Annotated in this window: 12 protein-coding genes; 10 read left to right on the top strand and 2 right to left on the bottom strand. The window is 57.4% G+C overall.

The window, feature by feature from the left end; genetic code table 11:
• Nucleotides 1-316 precede the first annotated feature (316 nt).
• The 6 genes from E9954_RS25930 to E9954_RS32780 all read left to right on the top strand — a co-directional run bounded on the left by E9954_RS25930 (nt 317) and on the right by E9954_RS32780 (nt 11,942).
• Nucleotides 317-1,339, top strand: a complete 1,023-nt coding sequence (locus E9954_RS25930; RefSeq protein WP_136082210.1) for a LacI family DNA-binding transcriptional regulator — start codon at nt 317-319, stop codon at nt 1,337-1,339.
• A gap of 81 nt (nt 1,340-1,420) precedes the next feature.
• The gene (locus E9954_RS25925) at nt 1,421-5,146 is read left to right on the top strand and encodes a BNR repeat-containing protein (protein ID WP_136082209.1); all 3,726 of its coding nucleotides are present in this window, start codon (nt 1,421-1,423) and stop codon (nt 5,144-5,146) included.
• Between the two features lie 305 nt (nt 5,147-5,451).
• On the top strand, nt 5,452-7,200 hold the full coding sequence (locus tag E9954_RS25920; protein ID WP_222847323.1) for an alpha-L-rhamnosidase-related protein: 1,749 nt from the start codon (nt 5,452-5,454) through the stop codon (nt 7,198-7,200).
• Nucleotides 7,201-7,218: 18 nt separating this feature from the next.
• Nucleotides 7,219-9,510, top strand: a complete 2,292-nt coding sequence (locus E9954_RS25915) for a glycoside hydrolase family 3 N-terminal domain-containing protein (protein ID WP_222847322.1) — start codon at nt 7,219-7,221, stop codon at nt 9,508-9,510.
• A gap of 275 nt (nt 9,511-9,785) precedes the next feature.
• The gene (locus E9954_RS25910) at nt 9,786-11,183 is read left to right on the top strand and encodes an MFS transporter (RefSeq protein ID WP_136082207.1); all 1,398 of its coding nucleotides are present in this window, start codon (nt 9,786-9,788) and stop codon (nt 11,181-11,183) included.
• 621 nt (nt 11,184-11,804) lie between these two features.
• Nucleotides 11,805-11,942 carry a hypothetical protein gene (locus E9954_RS32780; protein ID WP_168442608.1) on the top strand — a complete coding sequence of 46 codons (138 nt, stop codon included), beginning with the start codon at nt 11,805-11,807 and terminating at the stop codon, nt 11,940-11,942.
• Here the strand turns inward: E9954_RS32780 and E9954_RS25905 are convergent.
• Nucleotides 11,939-12,295, bottom strand: coding sequence for an IS110 family transposase (locus E9954_RS25905; RefSeq protein ID WP_136082206.1), 357 nt, complete (start codon nt 12,293-12,295; stop codon nt 11,939-11,941). The genes E9954_RS32780 and E9954_RS25905 overlap by 4 nt on opposite strands.
• Before the next feature lie 408 nt (nt 12,296-12,703).
• Between E9954_RS25905 and istA the strand changes: the two genes are divergently transcribed.
• The 4 genes from istA to E9954_RS25885 all read left to right on the top strand — a co-directional run bounded on the left by istA (nt 12,704) and on the right by E9954_RS25885 (nt 18,264).
• Nucleotides 12,704-14,194 (top strand): IS21 family transposase, encoded by a 1,491-nt coding sequence (gene istA, locus E9954_RS25900; RefSeq protein WP_136082205.1) that lies wholly within the window; start codon nt 12,704-12,706, stop codon nt 14,192-14,194.
• A complete protein-coding gene (gene istB / locus E9954_RS25895; protein WP_136082204.1) occupies nt 14,191-14,973 on the top strand; it encodes an IS21-like element helper ATPase IstB in 783 nt (260 codons plus the stop codon). Before istA ends, istB begins: the two co-directional genes overlap by 4 nt.
• Before the next feature lie 198 nt (nt 14,974-15,171).
• The gene (locus E9954_RS25890) at nt 15,172-17,586 is read left to right on the top strand and encodes a glycoside hydrolase family 2 TIM barrel-domain containing protein (protein ID WP_168442607.1); all 2,415 of its coding nucleotides are present in this window, start codon (nt 15,172-15,174) and stop codon (nt 17,584-17,586) included.
• A gap of 294 nt (nt 17,587-17,880) precedes the next feature.
• On the top strand, nt 17,881-18,264 hold the full coding sequence (locus E9954_RS25885) for a sulfatase-like hydrolase/transferase (RefSeq protein ID WP_136083041.1): 384 nt from the start codon (nt 17,881-17,883) through the stop codon (nt 18,262-18,264).
• Between the two features lie 478 nt (nt 18,265-18,742).
• Here the strand turns inward: E9954_RS25885 and E9954_RS25880 are convergent, their stop codons facing one another.
• Nucleotides 18,743-19,963, bottom strand: a complete 1,221-nt coding sequence (locus E9954_RS25880; RefSeq protein ID WP_136082202.1) for an alginate lyase family protein — start codon at nt 19,961-19,963, stop codon at nt 18,743-18,745.
• Nucleotides 19,964-20,060: the final 97 nt, after the last annotated feature.

Here is a 20,060-nt window from a genome sequence, read left to right as displayed (position 1 = left end):
GACAACATGATACGGCATCGGAGATGTTTCCGTAGCCCTCGGAAACTCAATCAATTCGTAAACTTATCGAAGTGGAGGATTCCGAACCCCTCCATAGCCGAAACTGGAACGAGAAAAACCGGATGGAGAGGTTCGAAATCCTGTTCGGGAAACTGGGGTTTCGGAAGGGCCGGAGTTCGCATAACCGACCAGCCGGGCCGACTAGGTGCAGGGTTCGGCTTTGCTGCAAGAGGGGCGACGTGGAATATGTGTGAATATGGATCTAGCGGTCTTCCGATAAATATGTAGAGTGAATAGATTTCCATAAGGGGTTTCAATGAAGGTCACGATGCAGGATATTGCGAAGGAGTTGGGGATTCATTCGTCAACGGTGTCGCTTGCATTGAGTGAATCGCCGAAGATTGCCGAAGAAACCCGCAGGAAAATCCAGACGACGGCCGAGGCGATGGGCTACCGGAAAAACCCCTATGTATCCGCCCTGATGAGCGCGCGTCGCAACGGTCGGAATCCGGACGACCTGCCGGTCATTGCTCTGATCGTGGCGGGGGAGACGGCGGACGAGTGGAAGAGCCGATACAACACCAGCAAGTTTATCGAAGGCTGCGAGGACGCGGCGCAAAACCTCGGGATCCGGATCGACATGTTTTGGGTCGGTGAGAAGGGCATGAGTGCGGAGCGGTTGAACGACATCCTTTACTCGCGGGGCATCCGCGGTACCATTCTCGTGCCCGCAGGGGCACATCGTGAAAAGTTGGTCCATGAATGGCACGATGTGGCCTTGGTCAGCTATGGCATCTACGAAGTATCCCTCAATATTGATTCGGTCCGGGGCGACTATTACGGCAACATGGAGAGCACGCTCGGAATCCTGAGGGAAAATGGGTTCGAAAAGGTAGGGTTCGCGATGGAGACGCCGTATCCGTATCTGAACGATAACCGTTGGCTTTCGGCCTACCTTATGCGGCGGTATGCCGCCCCCGAAAAAAACAGGCTTGAGCCGTGGCTCGATCCGGAGCCTTCCTTCGATAGTTTTGCGAAGTGGTTCGAGCAAGCGCAACCCGACGCCATTATTTGCGTCCGCCCCCAACGGGTGCTCGAATGGCTTGACCGGATGGGGCTGAAGGTGCCTGGCGACATTAGTCTGGTGACCGTGGGCACCGCCGTTATGGATGGCGAATACAGTGGGATCGTCGAAAACGCCCGCGCCTGCGGCAAGCTCGCGTTGGAAATGCTGTTCGAGCGCATCCACCACAACCAGTTCGGGTTGGTGGGCTCGCCGCACCACATCACCGTGAGCGGAAACTGGAATGCAGGATCGACGGCGCGCTACCGGGTATGAGCCCCTGCGGGGGTCAACAATGTGAATCCATGGGGCGTTGCCCGGAATCCCGTTTTGCGGTTCCATGGCGATTTGAGGTGGATGATGAAAATAGCGCAAGGTTTGGGGGCGGGTATTGCCCTTATGGTTTTGGTTTCATCGGTGTTAGCCGTAGATATCGTTCCACTGGTCGAGTCGGTGGTGGAAAGCAATGCCCTCAATTTCGCCACGGGCGCCCTCACCAAGTTCGGCACCACGATAAACGGCCGTACCCATCAGCAGCTTCCAATGGCAACCTTCAACGGTTGGCAATATGCAACCTTCTACGACCAAAACCGCCATGTCTGTCTGGCGCGGCGGAAGCTGCCCGGTAGCGGCTGGGAAACCATCCGCTTCACGGACTATTCGATCGAAGTCCACGACACGCACAATGCGGTCGTCGTCGGCATCTGCGAAAAGGACGGGACCATTCATCTGGTGTTCGACCACCACGGATCGGACCTGCACTACCGCGCCTCGGTTCAGGGGCTGGCCTCCAACCCGGAAACCTTCGCGTGGGATGCATCGCTTTTCGGTTCGGTGACCGACACGCTGGGTTCCGCCGGAAAGATCGACCGTGTGACCTATCCGCGCTTCTTCTCCGCGCCCAACGGCAACCTGATGCTCTACTACCGCTATGTCACCTCCGCCAACGGCGACGGCATGATCCAGGAATATGACGGAGCGGCGCACGACTGGACTCCCGGCCTCGGGCGCTTCGTTGCGCGCGACGAGGGCATCTATACCGAGGGCGGTGAGACCAGCGCATACCGCTGCCCCTATCTCAACTGCATTGCCTATGCCGGCGACCGTCTGCATTGCTCCTGGGTGTGGCGCGATAAGTTCAACGGCACCTCGATAACCAACAACCATGATCTCTGCTATACCTACAGCGATGACAACGGCCGGACCTGGCGCAATTCAGACGGCACGCTGATCGGGGAAACCGGATCGTCGTCCGTCATCTCCATCGATTCGCCGGGACTGCACATCGGTTCCATTCCGCGCAACTCGGGGCTGAAAAACCAGAACACGCACTTTGCCTATGCCGACGGGCGTGTCCATGCCATGCTGCCGCACTATGCGGATGGAACCACTACCATGTATTACCACCATTACTGGCGGACGGTGGACGGCGTATGGAGCAGCGAAGTCCTCTCCTTTTCGGGCGGACGGCCGAAACTGCTGGGCGACGACGACGGCAACCTGTTTCTCTTCAACACCGGCGGTGGCATGCTGAGCATCCACAAGGGTGTGCCCAATGCCTCGATGTCGGCCTGGAGCTGGTCGCTGATCCATGAAATCATTGATCCGAGCACCGGCGGCGAGGCCTGTGTCGATTTCACCCGGTGGGATCGGGATCGGATACTTTCGGTCTACGGGCAGGAAAACCCTTCGGTCGTGTTGGACTATGGCGACGGGGTGCCGTTCGACGGCCTGCCCTCCGCGCTGTATATTCACGACCTGCATGTCACATCCCGCGCCATCCTGCCCGAACCCACCGATGGGGCGGACGATGTCGCGTTCGATCATTCGCTGGAATGGACGGCCGGTATCGGCGCGGTTGCGCACCGGGTGTATTGGGGCACGAATGAAGCGGCCATGGCATACCACGGCGAGCAGGCCGGAACTTCGTTTTCGCCAACTGGCGGCTCGGAGCCTGCAACGTATTATTGGCGCATCGACGAGGTGGCCGGCGATGGCGGCGTGGCGACGGGCGCGGTCTGGAATTATACCACGGCAATCGACCTTCCTCCGGTCATCGAACCCATCCCGAACCAAAGCCTATTCGCCGGGGAGGGAGCGATCTCCATTCCCCTCACCGTCCACGACGACTTTACGCCGCCGGACGACCTGTTGCTTTCCGCCACCTCGTCCAACCAAGGCCTCCTGCGGGATTCGGACATCTCCATCTCGGGCAGCGGAACCAGCCGAACGCTCATGCTTGTTCCGGTTGCCGGCGCCTCGGGGAGCGTCGGCGTGCTGGTCAGCGCAAGCGACGGCGCCCTGACCGCATACGAAAGCTTCACACTGACCGTCCACAATCTCGTCGTCCAAGACGTCGATCTCGGCACATGGAGCACGGCGGAAACGTGGGATCCCGATGGCGTGCCCGTCGTCGGCAACCAATACGAAACCACCATGCGCCTGCGCACGCCGACCACCACGGCCGAATTCCTGGGCGATTCACTAACCATTCTCCCCGGAGGGCAGCTGCAGCTGCGGAATACGGGCGATCCGGTGGTCACCGTCCCTGACCTCATCCTTGAGGGCGGCACGGTCTATGCAGGAACCGGCGGCGAGGTCGTAAGTACGCTCGACGGTGCCATCACCGTCCGCTCCGCATCCTACTTGAGAGGCTACTGGAATAATACGACCGGCGACGCGAGGAGCCTGCGCATCCGATCGAAAATAAGCGGCGGTTCCGATTTGATCAGCCTCGCGTCCGTGGAGGCCTCCACCCACACGCTCTACATCGAAAATCCCGCCAACGATTTTGGCGGTGTTTGGATCAGCGAGAGCGGAACCATCGAATTTGCAGGCGCCGAAGCGGTGGGCAAGGGTTCCATCGTGGTCGGCGATCACGGGAAACTCGCCATCCACGGCAATTGGGACCAATCCTTTTCTTCGGCAACCCTGACCGTATCGAACTCTCCGTCCGCACGGGTGGAAATCGGCACCAACCACTGGAAGGTGGCCGTCCTATCGATTGGCGACACCGCTCTGGGCGAAGGCGAATACACCGCCGACCAACTCAATGCCCTGGGCGATGCCGTCTTTTCCGGCAGCGGCAACATCTCCGTCGGGCTTTCCATCGCGGGCGCCATCGTGCAGGACACCGACCTGCTCCCGTGGGACGATCCCGCAGTGTGGGATCCGGACGGAGTACCTGTTTCCGGGGAAATCTACACGGCGAACATGCGTCTGCGTACGCCATCGACCACCGCCACCTTCCCAGGCGATGCCCTCTACATCCTGCCGTCCGGCGACGTGACTTCGCAGTTCCAGTTGCGGAACATCGGGAACGAAATCATCACCGTGCCCGATTTGATTCTCGCGGGCGGTACGATCTACGCCGGGACCGGAAACAACGAAACGAACACGCTCGACGGTTGCATTACCGTTGTGGCGAATTCCTTCGTTTCCGGCTACTGGGGAGAGAGCGGGCCCCGCAGCATCAGGCTGCTCGCATTGGTCGAGGGCGATGCCACGCTCACGGGCTCCGCGTCCTCGTCTGCCTCCACCCACGAGTGGATCATTGACAATCCCGGCAACACATTCTCCGGCACTTGGATCAGTCGCAGGGGGAAGCTTCATTTCACCTCCGCCGGAGCCGTCGGTGCGGCGGATATCCTGGTGGAGACCTACGGCGGGCTGCGGATCGACGGCGACTGGAACCAGTCCTGGCTCGGCGCTTCGCTCACCGTTGCCAATTCCTCCATCACAAGCATCGAACTGGGGAACCACCATTGGGTGGTGGCCGGGATGCAGTTGGGATCGATGGATCTTTCCAAGGGCGTCTATACCGTTGAAGAACTCAACGCGATGAGCAGCACACTGTTCGAGGGCAGCGGAACCATTACCGTCGGCACCCGGCTTCCGGAACTTTCCCTGGATGCGTTCGACGAAAATCTTGAACTCATCTGGGAGGGCGATGGACTTAAGGTGCAGATGCTCACCAATGGCCTCGCAAGCGGCGACTGGTTCGATCTTCCCGGCGTCACCGCATCGCCCATGGCCATACCCACCACCAACTCCAACGCTTTCTTCCGCCTCGTCGAACCCTAAGTGGTTTGTAGGGAACAGCCCTGCATGGCGGCGGGGCAGGCTGGATGCCTGCGGGCTTAACCACCCGCTATGCCAGAGGACACGGAGCCACAGAGCTGCCGTTCCCTCGGGTGTTTTTTTATCACACCTCATAAGGTGTGATAATGCGTGCCGGGACGGTGGCGTATCGTCCTGCGGGGCGTCGACTTGCGAAATGCCTTACACATTTTGTTTCAACAATGTGAAATCCTCATGGATTGGCTGGGGAGTCCGGCCGCTGTATTTTTATCCGCATGTTTTTAGGAAGAAGAATAGGATGTGCGGGGTTGGGCGCCGCGCTGTTGCTTGGCGTTGCGGTTCATGCCGCGCCGGTGCATCTGGTGGATGAAAAGCCAGTGGAGATCACGAAGGATGCGTCCGGAGTTTATATTGTCGATTTTGGAAAGGTGGCGTTCGGCAATGTCCGGCTACTTCCACCCGACGGGGCACGCGGCGAAGTGATCGTTCATTTCGGCGAGGATTTTGTCGAGGGCCGGGTTAACCGCACGCCGGAGGGCACGGTTCGTTACAACAAGACCACGGTCGCGCTGAGAGGAAAAGCACCCGTGGTCGCCGCGCCGCCACCGGACGAACGCAATACTTCCCAGGTCAGCGTGATCCGCGCGAATCCGGCGGCAATCCTGACACCGCCGGAGTGGGGCGTCGTGCTGCCGTTCCGTTGGCTGGAGGTCGAGGGCTGGTCTGGGGAACTTCTTCCTGAACAGATTGTTCGCCAAGCGGCGTTCGCTTCAACGTGGGACGATGATGCGGCCATGTTTGAATGTTCGGACGAAATGCTCAACCGCATCTGGGAATTCTGCCGCTATTCCATTAAGGCCACCACCTTTGCCGGGCTCTATGTGGATGGCGACCGCGAGCGCATTCCCTACGAGGCCGACGCCTACCTTAATCAGCTCAGCCACTATACGACCGATACCGACATCCAGATGGCGCGCGATACCTACGACCATTTAATGATCAACGGAACCTGGCCGACGGAGTGGGGGCCGCATATGATCTTCATGGCCCATGCCGACTGGATGCACACGGGCGATGCCGACTGGCTCGCCCCGCGCTACGAGGCGCTCAAGGGCAAGCTGTTGCTGAAACGGATCGGGCCCGACGGCTTGATCGTCAGCGACAAAGGGCAGATCAATAAATACGATATCGTCGACTGGCCGCCTATGGAGCGCGATGCATATGTGATGACCCCGGTCAATACGGTCGTCAATGCATTCCATTTGCGCTCGCTCGAATTGATGGCAGGGCTGGCCGAAGCGGTCGGCCGGGAAAACGACGCACTTTTGTTCCGCGCCATGTGGAAGACCACGCTCGGAACGTTTAATGAAAAGCTGCTCGATCCCAAGACCGGGCTCTACATCGACGGCATCGGCACGGATCATTCCGCCATGCACGCCAACTTTTTCCCGCTGGCGTTCGGGTTGGTTCCCGATGGCGCGCGCGATGGAATCGTGCAATGGCTAGCGGGCAAGGGCATGGGGTGCTCGGTCTACGGCGCTCAATATTTTCTCGATGCGCTTTTTGAAAACGGTGCGGATGCCGCGGCATTGGAACTGATCGCCGCCGAGGGCGATCGCAGCTGGAGGCATATGGTTGAAAGCGGTGCAACGATCAGTTGGGAAGCGTGGGATCTGAAATATAAGCCGAACCAGGATTGGAACCATGCGTGGGGCGCCGCGCCCGCCAACCTGTTGCCACGCCACGTGCTGGGCGTCCAGCCGTTCGAACCCGGCTGGAACACCGTTCGCATCCGCCCCATGTGCGGAAACCTTTCGGAAGCGACCGGCAAGGTGCCGACTCCGCGCGGCCCGGTATGGGTGACGTGGGAATGCGCCAAAAAGTTTCGGATTGGAATCGCGGTGCCGGACGGCGTCCGGGCGCGGCTGGAGCTGCCTGCAGTCGAAGGCTCGACGGGGGTCTTTCAGCGGAAGGATCCGGTGAAGGCGACGAAGGTGGGCGACCGATGGATTTTGGACGAGCCCGTGACAGGGCGTATTGCTTTGGAAGTCAGATGATGTTTGGAGGTTTTTTTTATGACAGTTGATCGGTTTAAGTGGGTGCTGGGGGTTTGCATGATCATGCCGTTGGCGATCCTTGCGAAGGAATCGCTCCCGTATCGGGATGCGAAACTTCCCGTTGATCAGCGCGTCGAGGATTTGCTGTCGCGGATGACGCTGGAGGAAAAGGTGGCCCAGATGCGGATCTTCCATGCAAACAAGGGCATCGAATTTTCCGACGACGACCAAATGGTGTTGTCGGAGGATGTGGTTGGGCGTCTGGAACACGGGATTGCGGGGATCAAGAATCCGGGGGAAGAGATTTCGCCCTTGCGCGCGGCCAAGTTGAACAACGAGCTGCAGCGATACATCGTTGAAAAGAGCCGTCTGAATATTCCGGCACTGTTCGTTACCGAATCCTATAACGGGGTCGATGCGGAGGGCTGCACCCGGTTCGGGCGGCCGATCAACATGGCGGCGGCCTGGGATGTGGAGCTAACCCGTAGCGTTTGGGATGTGATCGGGCGCGAGGCCCGCCTGCGCGGCATGCACATGTGCCATTCTCCGGAGGCGGACATTGTTCGCGATCCACGCTTCGGCCGTATGAGCGAGGCGCTCGGAGAAGATACCTATTTGACCACCGAAATGATCGTTGCCGCCGTAACGGGCGTGCAGGGCGGCTATGGCGGAACCGGATGGAACACGACGCATATCGGTGCGGTGACCAAGCATTTCGCGGGCTATGGGCAGGTGCTCGGCGGGTCCAACTTTGCGGCCATCGAGATTTCCGACCGGACGCTCATCGATGAAATCTTTCCGCCATTCAAAGGGGCCGTTCAGCGCGGCCATGCGTTGGGTATCATGGCTTCGCACGGCGATCTGAACGGCGTGGCAAGCCATGCGAATCCATGGCTGTTGACCGAGGTGCTCCGCAACCAGTGGGGCTTCAAGGGCTATATCGTTTCCGACTCCAACGACATTGCGCGTCTGCACGATTTCATGAAAGTGGCCGAATCGCACGAAGCCGCCGTTGAAATGGCGTTGAGGGCCGGAATGGAAATTGATTTATACAGCGACCTGGCCTATGTGCATTTAACGAAGATGGCGAATCAGGATCCGGGACTCATGCCGTTCATCGACCGTTCGGTCGGTCATGTCCTTCGGACGAAGTTTATTCTCGGCCTCTTTGAGAATCCGTACGTTGATCTCAATGAGGTCGGGAAAGAAGTCCGCAAGCCCGCCGCGCTCGAATTGGCCCGGCGCATGGACCGGGAGTCGATCATTCTGCTGAAAAACAAAAAGCAGCTGCTGCCCCTGAATGGGGCGAAGCATAAAAAAATTGCGTTGCTGGGTCCGTTGCTGGACCAGGAAGCCGAAAAGCAGTTTGAAAAAGCGGCCGGCCCCGGCGTGACCTTCTCCTCCATGAAGGGGTTCTGCCTGACCGACGAACAGTCCGGTATTCCGAAGCTTGTTGAGGTGGACGATGGCATTATCGAAAAAATGGTGAATCAGGCCAGGGATGCCGACCTCTCCATACTGTTTCTCGGGGGAGATGAATATACCGCCAAGGAGGCCTATTTCAAAGCGGGGCTCGGCGACCGGAACAGCATCGATCCCGTGGGCTGCCAGGATGAACTGGTCAAACGGATCAAAGCGTTGGGCAAGCCTGTTGTCGTTGTGTTGAAGCATCGCCGCACGCTTTCGATCAATGTGATTGCGGAGCAGGCCGACGCCATTCTCGATTGCTGGGACTTGAGCGAGTTCGGGGAGGAGATCGTCGCCAACATGGTCTACGGAGCCTATTCCCCGTCGGGCAAGCTTCCGGTAACCGTGCCGCGCACGATCGGCCAGCTTCCCTTCCATTACAGCCAGAAAGAGATCAACTATAAAAAGGACTATCTCTTTTCCAAGAAGGGGCCATTGTTCGAGTTTGGCCATGGCTTGAGCTATTCCACGTTTAAATACGGCGAACCGGAAATCTCCGGAACCGAGATGGATTCGAACAGTCGTTTGACGGTAGGCGTCGATGTAACCAACACCGGAAACTATGCCGCCAAGGAAACGGTGCAGCTGTATGTGAAGGATGTCATCGGCTCCGTAACCCGTCCCGACAAGGAGCTCAAGGGATTCCGGAAGATTGAATTGCAGCCTGGGGAAACTCAAAGCGTCGCCTTCACAATTACGCCGGAAATGCTGACCTTTACCGGCATGAATATGAAGCCGACGCTGGAGCCGGGCGACTACCATGTCATGGTGGGTACATCCTCGGCGGATCATCAAACCGTTGCCTTCCGCCTTAACGGTTCAAAAAACATAGCCGCGCGGTGAGGCGGTGGAATTTCATTGGTTCGAATGCCCCGATCGAAATCCATAACCTTGCCAACGATTCCGGAGAGTCCCGCAACCTCTCGGAAAACTTTCCCGAAAACACACGTGAATTCCTTGCGCTTTTCGACGAGTATGCGGATGAGTTGACTTTCATGCCGGAGAAGGTTCCCGCACGGAGGCAAGGGCGTTGGACAGGCTTGTTCCGCATCTTTGTTTCTTCGCGTTTTTACGGTCGATAATGTTTCCGGAAATGGGTGTTGCGGAATTGGGGTTTCATGACTCAAAAGCAGGATAAAGCGGTTTCGGTTTGGCGCAAGACGGCGTTTGGCGTGGGCGGCGTAGGCGACACGCTGATGCAGAACGCGGTCAACAACATGGCCAACCAGGTGCTGAACATTCACCTCGGGATCAATCCGGTTCTGATCAGCGTAGCGATCTTTATCTCGCGCCTCTGGGATGCGTTCACCGATCCGGTCATGGGATCGATCTCCGATAACACGCGCACGCGGTTCGGTCGGCGGCGGCCCTACATGCTGGTCGGGGGCATCGGCGGCGGATTGCTGTTTATTCTTTTGTGGCGTTTCCCGTTCGTCAGTACGCAAACGGGCTATTTTCTCTGGTTTCTCGGCGCCAGTCTGGCTTTCTACACGTTATACTCCGTTTTTTCGGTGCCATTCAACGCGCTCGGTTACGAGCTGAGTCCGAGCTATAACGAGCGCACGCGCATTATGGCGTTCAAGTTTGCGTTCGCGGCCATTGCCGGGCTGTTGATCCAATGGCAATTCAAGTTCACCCAGTTGGACTGTTTTACGGATACGCTCGACGGCATGCGCAGCGTTTCGTTGTTTATCGCGGGCGTGATCATCCTGACGACGGTTGTTCCTGCCCTATTCTGCAAGGAGCGGTTTGCGCGCGAGGTCGCCGCGCAGGGGAAGCTTCGCCTGTTCGATAGTCTGGCCACCACGTTCCGGAACCGCGCCTTCGGTTTGCTGATGCTGGCGCTGGTGCTTTGCTGCCTCGGATTGTTCATGGTCACCCAGATGGGGATCTACATCAACATCTACTACATTTTCGAGGGCGACAAAAAGGCCGCCTCCACCATGCTCGGTATCGCGGGGAGCACCTACCACCTGATGGGGGGCATCATCGCATCACCAATCATCAGTTGGTTCGCTTCCCGGTTTGGCAAGAAACGGGTGCTGATGGCCGGGCTGGGGATCGCCATGTGCGGCGCGGCCAGTAAATATTTCACCTACACCCCGGACGCGCCGTATCTACAGCTGCTCAGCCTGGCCATGATGTCGCCCGGTCTCGCCTGCCTTTGGATCCTGACCTCGTCCATGGTGGCCGACATCTGCGACGAGGATGAACTCGAACACGGTACACGGCGCGAAGGCATGTTCAGCGCGGTTTATGGATATGTGTTGAAAATCGGTATTTCCGTGGGTCTATTGCTGACCGGGTTCCTGCTGAACGCGGCGGGGTTCGACGCAACGCTAGGGGTTGAGCAATCTTCGTATGCGATTTTTTGCCTGCGCGTCATGCACGGCGCCGTTCCCGCCGTCGCGCTTTTGATTGCGATCATCCTGATTGCCCGTTTCCCCATCACGCCCGAGCGCGCCGCCCGCGTCCGACAGGAGCTGGAGCGACGGCATGCGGAAGGGGAACTCTAGAACATTTAACCTGCGAGCCGCCGCAAGGGTATTTCATGGAGGGGCGGACGCCGTCCGCCCCTCCAGCAAGGCATCGCAGGCGTTGTGATGGCCACACAATTGAGCAGCAATTGCGCGCAAAATTCACAAGACAGGATAATGGAATGACAGGATCATTTGCTTAACCGCGAATGAACACTATTTTCCCCTGCGTCCGCACCGGAAATAGTCCTGTCATTAATAGTCCTGTAAAACCTCTTCATCCGCACCGAAAATAGTCCTGTCGCTAATCGTCCTGTAAAACCTCTCCGTCCGCACCGGAAATAGTCCTGTTATAAATCGTCCTGTAAAATCTCTCCGTCCGCACCGAGAATCATTCTGCCAAAATCCTGTCCAGCCCGGCCATGAGCAGGCAAGAAAGCCCGCTCCACATATTGGAGGGCGAGGTTCCATCCGAGCCGTTCGTGGAGGGGTGGACGCTGTCCGCCCGGGCGCACGGCGTGCGTCCCTCCAGCAACGATTCCACCCGATCCGCCCGCCGCACCGGATCGTTATTCGCCGCAAACCTCCTTCGCCAAGGCTACGGCGGTCAAGCATCGCGCTGGGAAACGCAAGGACGGTGTGGGCGGATTATTTGACAGAATGATTTGGTGGCAGAATAATTTTGCGGCGCAGCCGCCCTGGAGTGCGCCGACGGCGTCGGCGCTTTCCGTTGTGCGGGCGGTTGAGGAGTCAAAAGACGGCCTGCCATGGGAGTTGAAAGCCGAAATGACGAATTAGGCGGCCTGACCCTTTTTCCGCAGGCACTCGGCCAGCTCCCGGGCATCCTCCTTGTCGTTCTTATGCTTGTTCGCCGCAATCGATTTCACATAGTACGCATGGGCCAGCACGAAATTGATCCCCGCATCCTCGCAGGCATCGGCCAATCCAAAGCAGACAAAGCAGCTCTCGCACGTCACCGTCAGATCATCCTTGTACGGCTCAACCAGCTTCAGGAAAAAGCCGAAGTCGTTGTTCCGGATATTGCGGTGAACCAGGATCTTTCCATCCAGATCCATCACGCAGATGTACATCTGCCGTGTATGCAGATCGATTCCGCAGTTGTATTTCGTCGTTGTTTTGTAATACTTCATCCATGCCTCCTTCGATTAGTGTCCATTGGGAGCCGCCTTCGTGCGGAGAGCCCGCAACCTTGACCCGAAGGAGGCACCTAACTTTAGCTTAAGGAATTAACCGTCCTTTTAAGAGGACTTAGATGAGTATCAAGCTCATCGACCCTACTTGGACAACGCCCGATTTTGAAGGCAGAGTCTGATTCCCAATCGGGTCATGAGTAACGTTGGCCACAAAAATATGATTGAACATCTTACATTGCAGAATTTTCGAGGATTCAGCTGTAAACGCCGGTTGAAAAGTGCACCGGGCGGCGGGGCGGTCTAAAAGTGTAACACTCCAACTAAAACTTCCGGATTTCCGGGCGGATCGGGCAACGTGGTTGCCTAACCGTTTCGGAACCGGGAGGTAAAGGAGTGTACATAGACATGCAATGGTGGACCGACATCAGACGAAAGGTGCTTGTTGAAGGCGTCAGCAAGCGACAGGTTAAGGCCGAGTACAGGATTCACACCAAGACGCTGGAGAAGATTCTGGCGCATCCTAAGCCTCCTGGATACCGGATGACCCAGCCGAGGTCGAAGCCCATGATCGGGCCGTTTCTCGGCCGGATCGAAGAGATTCTCCGGCAGGACCGGGAGTTACCGAAGAAGCAACGGCATACAGCCAAGCGGATTTTTGATCGCTTGAAAGAGGAAGGATACACCGGCGGGTATACGCAGGTAAAAGATGCCGTGCGCAACGCCCGGGTGCGGTTGAAGGATGTCTACATTCCGCTGGCTCATCGGCCCGGCGAGGCGCAGATGGATTTCGGCTATGCCCTCGCTAAAATAAACGGCCAGCTTCGGAAGGTCGCATTTTTTGTGATGAGCCTGCCGTATTCGGATGCGGTTTATGTGCAGGCCTACGAAAAGATCTGCACGGAGGTTTTCTGGGATGGGCATGTGAGGGCCTTCACCTTTTTCGATGGCGTACCCTGCCGTATCAGCTACGACAACGAGCGGGTGATGGTGGCCAAGGTGATGAAGCGCCACCAACGCAAGCTCACCGACGGGTTCCTCCAGCTCCAGAGCCACTATCTGTTCAAGGAACACTTCTGCAACGTGGCCCGAGGTAACGAAAAGGGCGTGGTCGAATCGATGGTGCGCTATACTCGTTCCAACTTCATGGTTCCGGTGCCGGAGGTTCGTAGCTTTGATGAGCTCAACCGCATGCTTGAAGAGCGTTGCCGGGAGGAGCTTGGGCGTAATCTGCGGGGCAAGGACGGAACGAAGGGGCAGTTGCTGGCCGATGAGCGTGGCCGTTTTATTGATCTGCCGGTCGTGCCGTTCGAGTCCTGCCGGGTGCGAACCTGCACCGCCAGCTCCTTGTCGCTCGTGCGTTTCGACGGCAACGATTATTCGGTGCCCGTGCGCTACGCCCACTACGAAACGGTGGTCAAGGGCTATATCGACCGGATTGTGGTCTGCCGGGGCGATGAATGCATCGCCGAACATCCCCGGTTGTGGGGCAAGGCCGGCGTCCATTTCAACCCCGTGCACTATCTCGCACTGCTCGAACGCAAGCCCGGCGGGCTCGACCACGCCCGGCCATTGGAAGACTGGAAACTGCCATCCTGCTTTCGGGATCTGCGCAGCAGGCTGGAGGCCGATCTCGATGGCGAAGGAACCCGGGAGTACATCAAGGTGCTGCGTCTGCTCGAAAAGCATTCACCCAAGGAACTGGCCCGGGCCGTTGAGCAGGGGCTGCGTTGCGGGGCCTCCTCCCGAGACGCCATTGCCCAGTTCCTCATTCCCCGGCCGGAATGGCGATGCACCCGGTTCAACCTGGATGGACACGAGCATCTACGCCACGTGCAGGTCGCCAGCGCAGATGTGGCCGATTACAATCGCCTGCTCGGACAGGAGGTGGGCGCATGAGTGCACAGACCTCGTCACACGTACTGCTGGAGCACTACCTCAAAACGCTCAAGCTGCCGAGTATCCTGCGGGAGCACCGCAAGATGGCCTCGGTCTGCCAGGCCGAACGGGCCGATTACTCGACCTATTTGCTGCGGCTCATCGAACAGGAGATCCTCGACCGGGAACAACGGGCCGCCGAACGCCGACTCAAGTCCGCCCGTTTCCCCGTTGTGAAAACCCTCGACAGCTTCCGGTTCGAGGAGCAGCCCTCGATCAACCAGCCTTTGGTGAGGGAACTAGCCCATGGCGAGTTTATCAAGGAGCGGGAGAACGTGCTGCTGATCGGCAACAGCGGAACCGGAAAAACCCACCTCGCCACCGCCCTGGCCTTCGCCGCCTGCCAGATGGGCTTCAAGGTGCGGTTCTTCGGCGTCACCGCCCTGGTCACGCAGTTGCTCGAACGCCGGGAGGAAAGGCAGCTTGACCGGTTCTTCAAGCAACTCGAGCGCTCCGACCTGCTCGTTCTCGATGAACTCGGCTACGTTCCGTTCTCCAAGCTGGGGGCAGAACTGCTCTTCGAGGTCGTCAGTCGGGCCTACGAGCGCACCAGCCTCGTGGTGACCACCAACCTGCCCTTCGAATCGTGGACGGAGGTGATGGGCTCCCAGCGGCTTACCGGAGCCTTGCTCGACCGCCTGACCCACCGGGTCCATATCCTCGAGGCCAATGGTGAAAGCTTCAGGTTGCAGGACTCATTGCGCCGCCGGGGACAGCGGCAGAAAACAAAGAAACCGTAGGAGCAATTGACACCCGCAAGGAAGCGGGGTAATTAAAGAAAAAGTGTTACACTTTTGGGCCGCCGCCCGGTGCACTTTTCAACCGGCGTTTACAGATGGGCCTTGAAGGGCCGGATATGAATGAAAACTAAAACGTTTGGTAGGACGGCTTCGCGAGCGGTCCCTGCCTTTCAGGGTTTTAAATGAAGGGTGATGGGAATGAAAAAGTACGTATTGATAGCTGTTTGTGTGTTGTTGGGTTTCTCCGCGTTTTCGGATGGGGATACCCGCGTGGTTTCGCTGTTCAACGACGGGTGGAAATTTAAACTGGAAGACCGGTTTGACTATAAAAGCTCAGAGCTCGACGACTCCGGTTGGCGGGAGGTGACGCTGCCGCACGACTGGAGCATTGAGAGCGCCTTTTCCGAAACGAACTCCGGGCGCAATGCCTGGCTGCCGGGCGGCATTGCGTGGTATCGCAAAACGTTCACCATGACGGAAGCCAACCGCGGAAAACATATCGAAATCCATTTTGGCGGCGTCTATAAAAACGCGGCGGTCTGGATTAACAATAATCATGTCGGCACGCAGCATGACGGCTACACCAGCTTTTTTTACGACATCTCGGAACTGTTGTATTATGGCGGTAAAGAGAATGTCATTGCCATCCAGGTGGATAATTCCATCCAACCCAACTGCCGCTGGTATTCAGGTTCCGGGATCTATCGTAATGTTCATTTGAAAATTCTCGAACCTACTCATGTAGCGACGTGGGGGACATTCATTACGACGCCGGAGGTGAGCAAAAAGCGGGCGACGGTTTCGATAGAGACGACCATTGAAAATATGGATGAGGCCAAAGAAATCGTGTTGGAAACCATTATTTATGATGCGGAGGGCCGCGAGGTCGCAACTGAGCGTTCCAAGGTTTCGGCTTCGCGTTTTGCAAAGAAGACCGCCCGGCAGGAACTTACGGTTAAAAAGCCGAACCTCTGGTCGGTTGATACGCCGCACCTCTACCGAGCGGAAAGTGTGCTGAAGTCTGGCAAGGTGGTATTGGATCGCTACCCCTCAACTTTCGGGATTCGTACGATTGAATTTGATGCCGAGCGCGGGTTTTTCCTGAACGGGGAAAACCTGAAGATGAAGGGCGTCTGTCTGCATCATGATGCGGGTTCGTTCGGGGCGGCGGTTCCGGATGCATCCATCTGGCGCTTCCGGCTGGAAAAGATGAAGGCGCTGGGCTGCAACGCCATTCGAACCGCGCACAATCCGGCTTCGGATGCATTCATGGATCTGTGCGATGAAATGGGTTTTCTGGTGATGAATGAATTTGTCGACAAGTGGGACAAGACCTACCGACCAAACCTGGCGGAGGATTCGCCATTTTATGATGTCTCTTTCTTTGATCCGCATTTCAGCGATGAGTGGAAACGTAATTTTGAGTCCACGATCCTGCGGGATCGCAACCGCCCGTCGGTCATCATGTGGAGTGTCGGCAATGAAAACCATCCGCCGGAATCGCTTGGCCAGAAACACGGCCTGCGGACCTATGCTTCGTTTGTTCGCTCGTTGGACCCGACCCGCCCGGTTATTTCCGGCATGGAGCGCGGGAAGGATTATAAGGGCAGGAATATTGTGGAGCGGAAGGTGAACGACATCATCGAAAGCTGCCGGTATATGGATTTGATCGCGCTGAACTATGGCGAGCAGTGGTGCAAAATGATTGCCGAGAAAAAGCCGGGCAAACCCTTTCTCAGTACCGAAAGCTATCGCTACTTCAACAGTACGCCGGAAGTCCGCTTCGCCAGTGTAGAGCGCAGTCCCTGGCTGGATGCGCTGGAAAATGATAACAACATGGGCGTGTTTCTATGGCCGGGTATCGGTTATCTGGGTGAATCCAGAACCTATCCAGATGCAAGCGGGAACAGCGGTCTGATCAACGCTGTTGAGTTTAGACGACCTGAGTCCTATCTGTATGAAGCCTTCTGGACGGAAGAGCCGATGGTATATCTGGCCATTTACGAGGAGAATCCCGACACGGTTGAAGGGACATGGGGAATCCCCAAGCTGAGCCGGAACTGGAATCGGACCGCCGGCGAGACGGTGAGCGCTGTGACGTACGGCAATTGTGATTCGGTGAACCTGTACCTCAACGGAAAACGGCTTGGAAATCAAAAGTTGGCGGATGTGCCCAACTGGATTATGAAATGGCGCGATATCGCCTTTGAGGAAGGAACGCTGACCGCCAAAGGCGTGGTCGCCGGCGCGGAGGTGTGTGAATCGACCGTGAAGACGGCAGGGGATGCCTCGCGCATACAGCTGACCGCAGATACGGAGTCCCTGAAACCCGCCGGATTTGTTCGGGTGGAATTACAACTCACGGACGATGAAGGTCGGCCGGTGGTCTTTTCCGAAAAAGAACTCACCTGTGAAATCAGCGGCGATGCGGAAATTTTCGCACTCAACAACGGAAACGGTGATGTCGTCAATTCCCGGTTAAATTGCACGAATCGTCCGACCTATCTGGGACGTTGTCTGGCACTCATTAAAACCGGAACCGATCCCGGCGCATTGACGCTGACCGTCAAAGGCGCGGGGCTTGAAACAGCTGTTTTGAATCTGAAGCAATAACTTGCGGCATAGCCGCCTTGGAGTGCGCGCGACGGCGTCGCCGCTATCTGCCGGACGGTGCGTACTGTTCGCTGTAATTGAAGCGGTGCCCTCGCCAACGTGAGCCGGGTTGGCCTCGACAAGGTGGGCTCACTCGAGCGAGGCCGCCCTACCTTGCTTTGCGTTCCTGGAGCCTTCGTAGTTAATCCGGTTTTACTGAACTGGAGATAACCGCAATGGACGATATGCCGCAAACAGGGTACCTTGTTCGGTTAACCGCTTAAATGGGAACGTAGTGATATGAAATCGATTTATATGGCCTTGATGCTGGCAGTCGGACTGGGCGGTGCGGCTCGTGCCGCGGAACAGCCTAATATTCTGTTTATTGCCATTGATGATATGAACGACTGGACCGGTTTTCTGGGGGGGCATCCGGCGGCGCAGACGCCGAATATGGATCGCCTGGCGCGGAAGGGCGTCAATTTCAGCAATGCGCACTGTTCCGCGCCCGGGTGTTCGCCGAGCCGTAATGCACTGCTTATCGGCATGGAGCCGTTTAAGTCGGGGCATTACGCGTTTTATAGTGAGAAGGTGTTTACGGATGAGTTTCGTGACCGCACGACGACGTTGCCGGAACTGTTTAAAAATAATGGCTATGGAATGTTTGCTTCCGGGAAGAAAAGGGGTCAGGCCGCCTAAATCGTCATTTTGGTTGACGAGTGCCTAAAAAGGGGTCGGTCCTTTGATCTTTGTGAAAAAGGGTCGGAGTGCCCGGGTAGATGCAAAAGAGCGCGAGCGGCTTTTGGGGGCGCGCGGTGGTTGCCCGTTCGGCGGGGCAGGCGGGCCGCCTGCGGTACGGTGCCGATTCCTGTCTTGTACGGGAACAGGGAAATTCCTGTGCCCGACGGGGGCAGGAAAGCCCCCGCTCCGTTGGAAGCACCCATGAGGCCGGATTCGGTCAAAAAGGGGTCAGCCGATGAATCTTAGAATCAAGGATTATTGAAAGGACAAATGGTCAGGCCGCCTAATTCGTCATATTGAATCGAAGCCCAGCATTTCCCTGCTTCACTGCGTTCAAGACACGAAAGCAACTGCCCATCGATCCTGACCATCCGGTTATCCTGTCAAAAGATTCTTGCGGATGTCGGGAAGCGGAAACGTGGATCGGATATCCGCGCTACGGAACGGGGAACAGCAACAGTTCCGGCTGGGAGAGGTCTTCTTCCGATAGGTGCTTGAGCAGGTCGCGGTATTCCGGTTTCCGGTAGTTGATGTAGGCCTGGCTGATGAGCGGATACATGGAGGCGCTTTTCACGGTGCTGATCTGTCTATAGGGCCACTCGAGGTCTTTGTTGGTGTAGGGCGCCAGGAACTCGAATGCAGCCTGCAGGTAGGGGCGGTCGCCTTCGCCCAATTTCCAGAGGTCGATTCCGGCGGATTCCCCGAGGCGTGCGAGGGCATACAAGGCCTTTAGGTTCATGATGCTGTATGAAAACGATTTGGTGCGCCGCAACTCTTCTTCCTGCTTGCCTTCTTCATCGATCTGGCTGGCGATGCGTACCTGCCCGGCTTTTTCCAGCACCGTTTTCGCCGTTGCCCGGTCGCCGCAGAACAGGGCAAAGCAGGCGACCTGCACATCGTACCAGGTGCCGTGGTTGTTGGTTGCCTGGCCTTCCTTTCTGCCGTGCGGGCTTTCCAGGAGCCACTGGAGGTATTCGCGGTACCACGCTTTCAGGCCGCCATGGTCAACGGGTTTCCACGCTTTGGAAGGTTGCAGCAAAACGGCGGCATCGGCGGTCTTCAGGAAGCCGACGCTTTCGATGATTCCGATGCTGCGCCCGGTATCCATTCCAGGAATTGCTTGGCCAAAATTCAGGTTGGGATTCATCCGCGTCTTGGGATCCAGGAACCAGAACCGCAGTAAACGCGCGGCATGGTTTGCGTAGCGCTCGTCTTCCGTAAAATAGTAGGCCAGCGCAAGGGAATCCACCGCCTTGACCATGGCACTTTTCCGCACTTGGTCCGAGGCGGTCGTCCGGGTTTCCGGGTTCACCTCGCCGTCGCGCCAGATATATGGGAGCCCATCCGGTTGGGATGGGTCCGGCCACCAGTAGGGTCCTTGGCTCATATAATCGTGTTTATCGCCGCTCGCAGGTGTGGTCGATTTCTGCATCACGGTAAACGGCCCGGCATTCAGCGCCTCGTCCGCCTGGGCAATCAACCGTTGCAAGGCGGCAAGGTATCGCGGGTCTTTCTTGGCAATCTGCGCCTTGGAATGGGCCAGCCAGTTCCCGGGCTGATAGTAGGTTTCCGGCGCACGGTTCCGCCCGGCGCAAACCGTGTACGGTGCGCCGGCTACCAGCGCGACCGCCTTTATGAACTGACTACGATTCTGCATGGTTAACCTTATACGGAATGTTTGAAACGTTAACAAACCTAGAGGGAAAATGTTTTATTGCAGATGGTTCAACAATGTGAATTCCTGCTGCTTTGTC

Source organism: Pontiella desulfatans (assembly GCF_900890425.1).
GTDB classification, from domain to species: domain Bacteria; phylum Verrucomicrobiota; class Kiritimatiellia; order Kiritimatiellales; family Pontiellaceae; genus Pontiella; species Pontiella desulfatans.
This window is presented reverse-complemented; position numbering and strand designations above follow the sequence as displayed.

Coding starts and splice junctions, on each gene's coding strand:
- E9954_RS25930 (WP_136082210.1), top strand. CDS start 317: ATGAAGGTCACGATGCAGGATATTGCGAAGGAGTTGGGGATTCATTCG.
- E9954_RS25925 (WP_136082209.1), top strand. CDS start 1,421: ATGATGAAAATAGCGCAAGGTTTGGGGGCGGGTATTGCCCTTATGGTT.
- E9954_RS25915 (WP_222847322.1), top strand. CDS start 7,219: ATGACAGTTGATCGGTTTAAGTGGGTGCTGGGGGTTTGCATGATCATG.
- E9954_RS25910 (WP_136082207.1), top strand. CDS start 9,786: ATGACTCAAAAGCAGGATAAAGCGGTTTCGGTTTGGCGCAAGACGGCG.
- E9954_RS32780 (WP_168442608.1), top strand. CDS start 11,805: ATGATTTGGTGGCAGAATAATTTTGCGGCGCAGCCGCCCTGGAGTGCG.
- E9954_RS25905 (WP_136082206.1), bottom strand. CDS start 12,295: ATGAAGTATTACAAAACAACGACGAAATACAACTGCGGAATCGATCTG.
- istA (WP_136082205.1), top strand. CDS start 12,704: ATGCAATGGTGGACCGACATCAGACGAAAGGTGCTTGTTGAAGGCGTC.
- istB (WP_136082204.1), top strand. CDS start 14,191: ATGAGTGCACAGACCTCGTCACACGTACTGCTGGAGCACTACCTCAAA.
- E9954_RS25890 (WP_168442607.1), top strand. CDS start 15,172: ATGAAAAAGTACGTATTGATAGCTGTTTGTGTGTTGTTGGGTTTCTCC.
- E9954_RS25885 (WP_136083041.1), top strand. CDS start 17,881: ATGGCCTTGATGCTGGCAGTCGGACTGGGCGGTGCGGCTCGTGCCGCG.
- E9954_RS25880 (WP_136082202.1), bottom strand. CDS start 19,963: ATGCAGAATCGTAGTCAGTTCATAAAGGCGGTCGCGCTGGTAGCCGGC.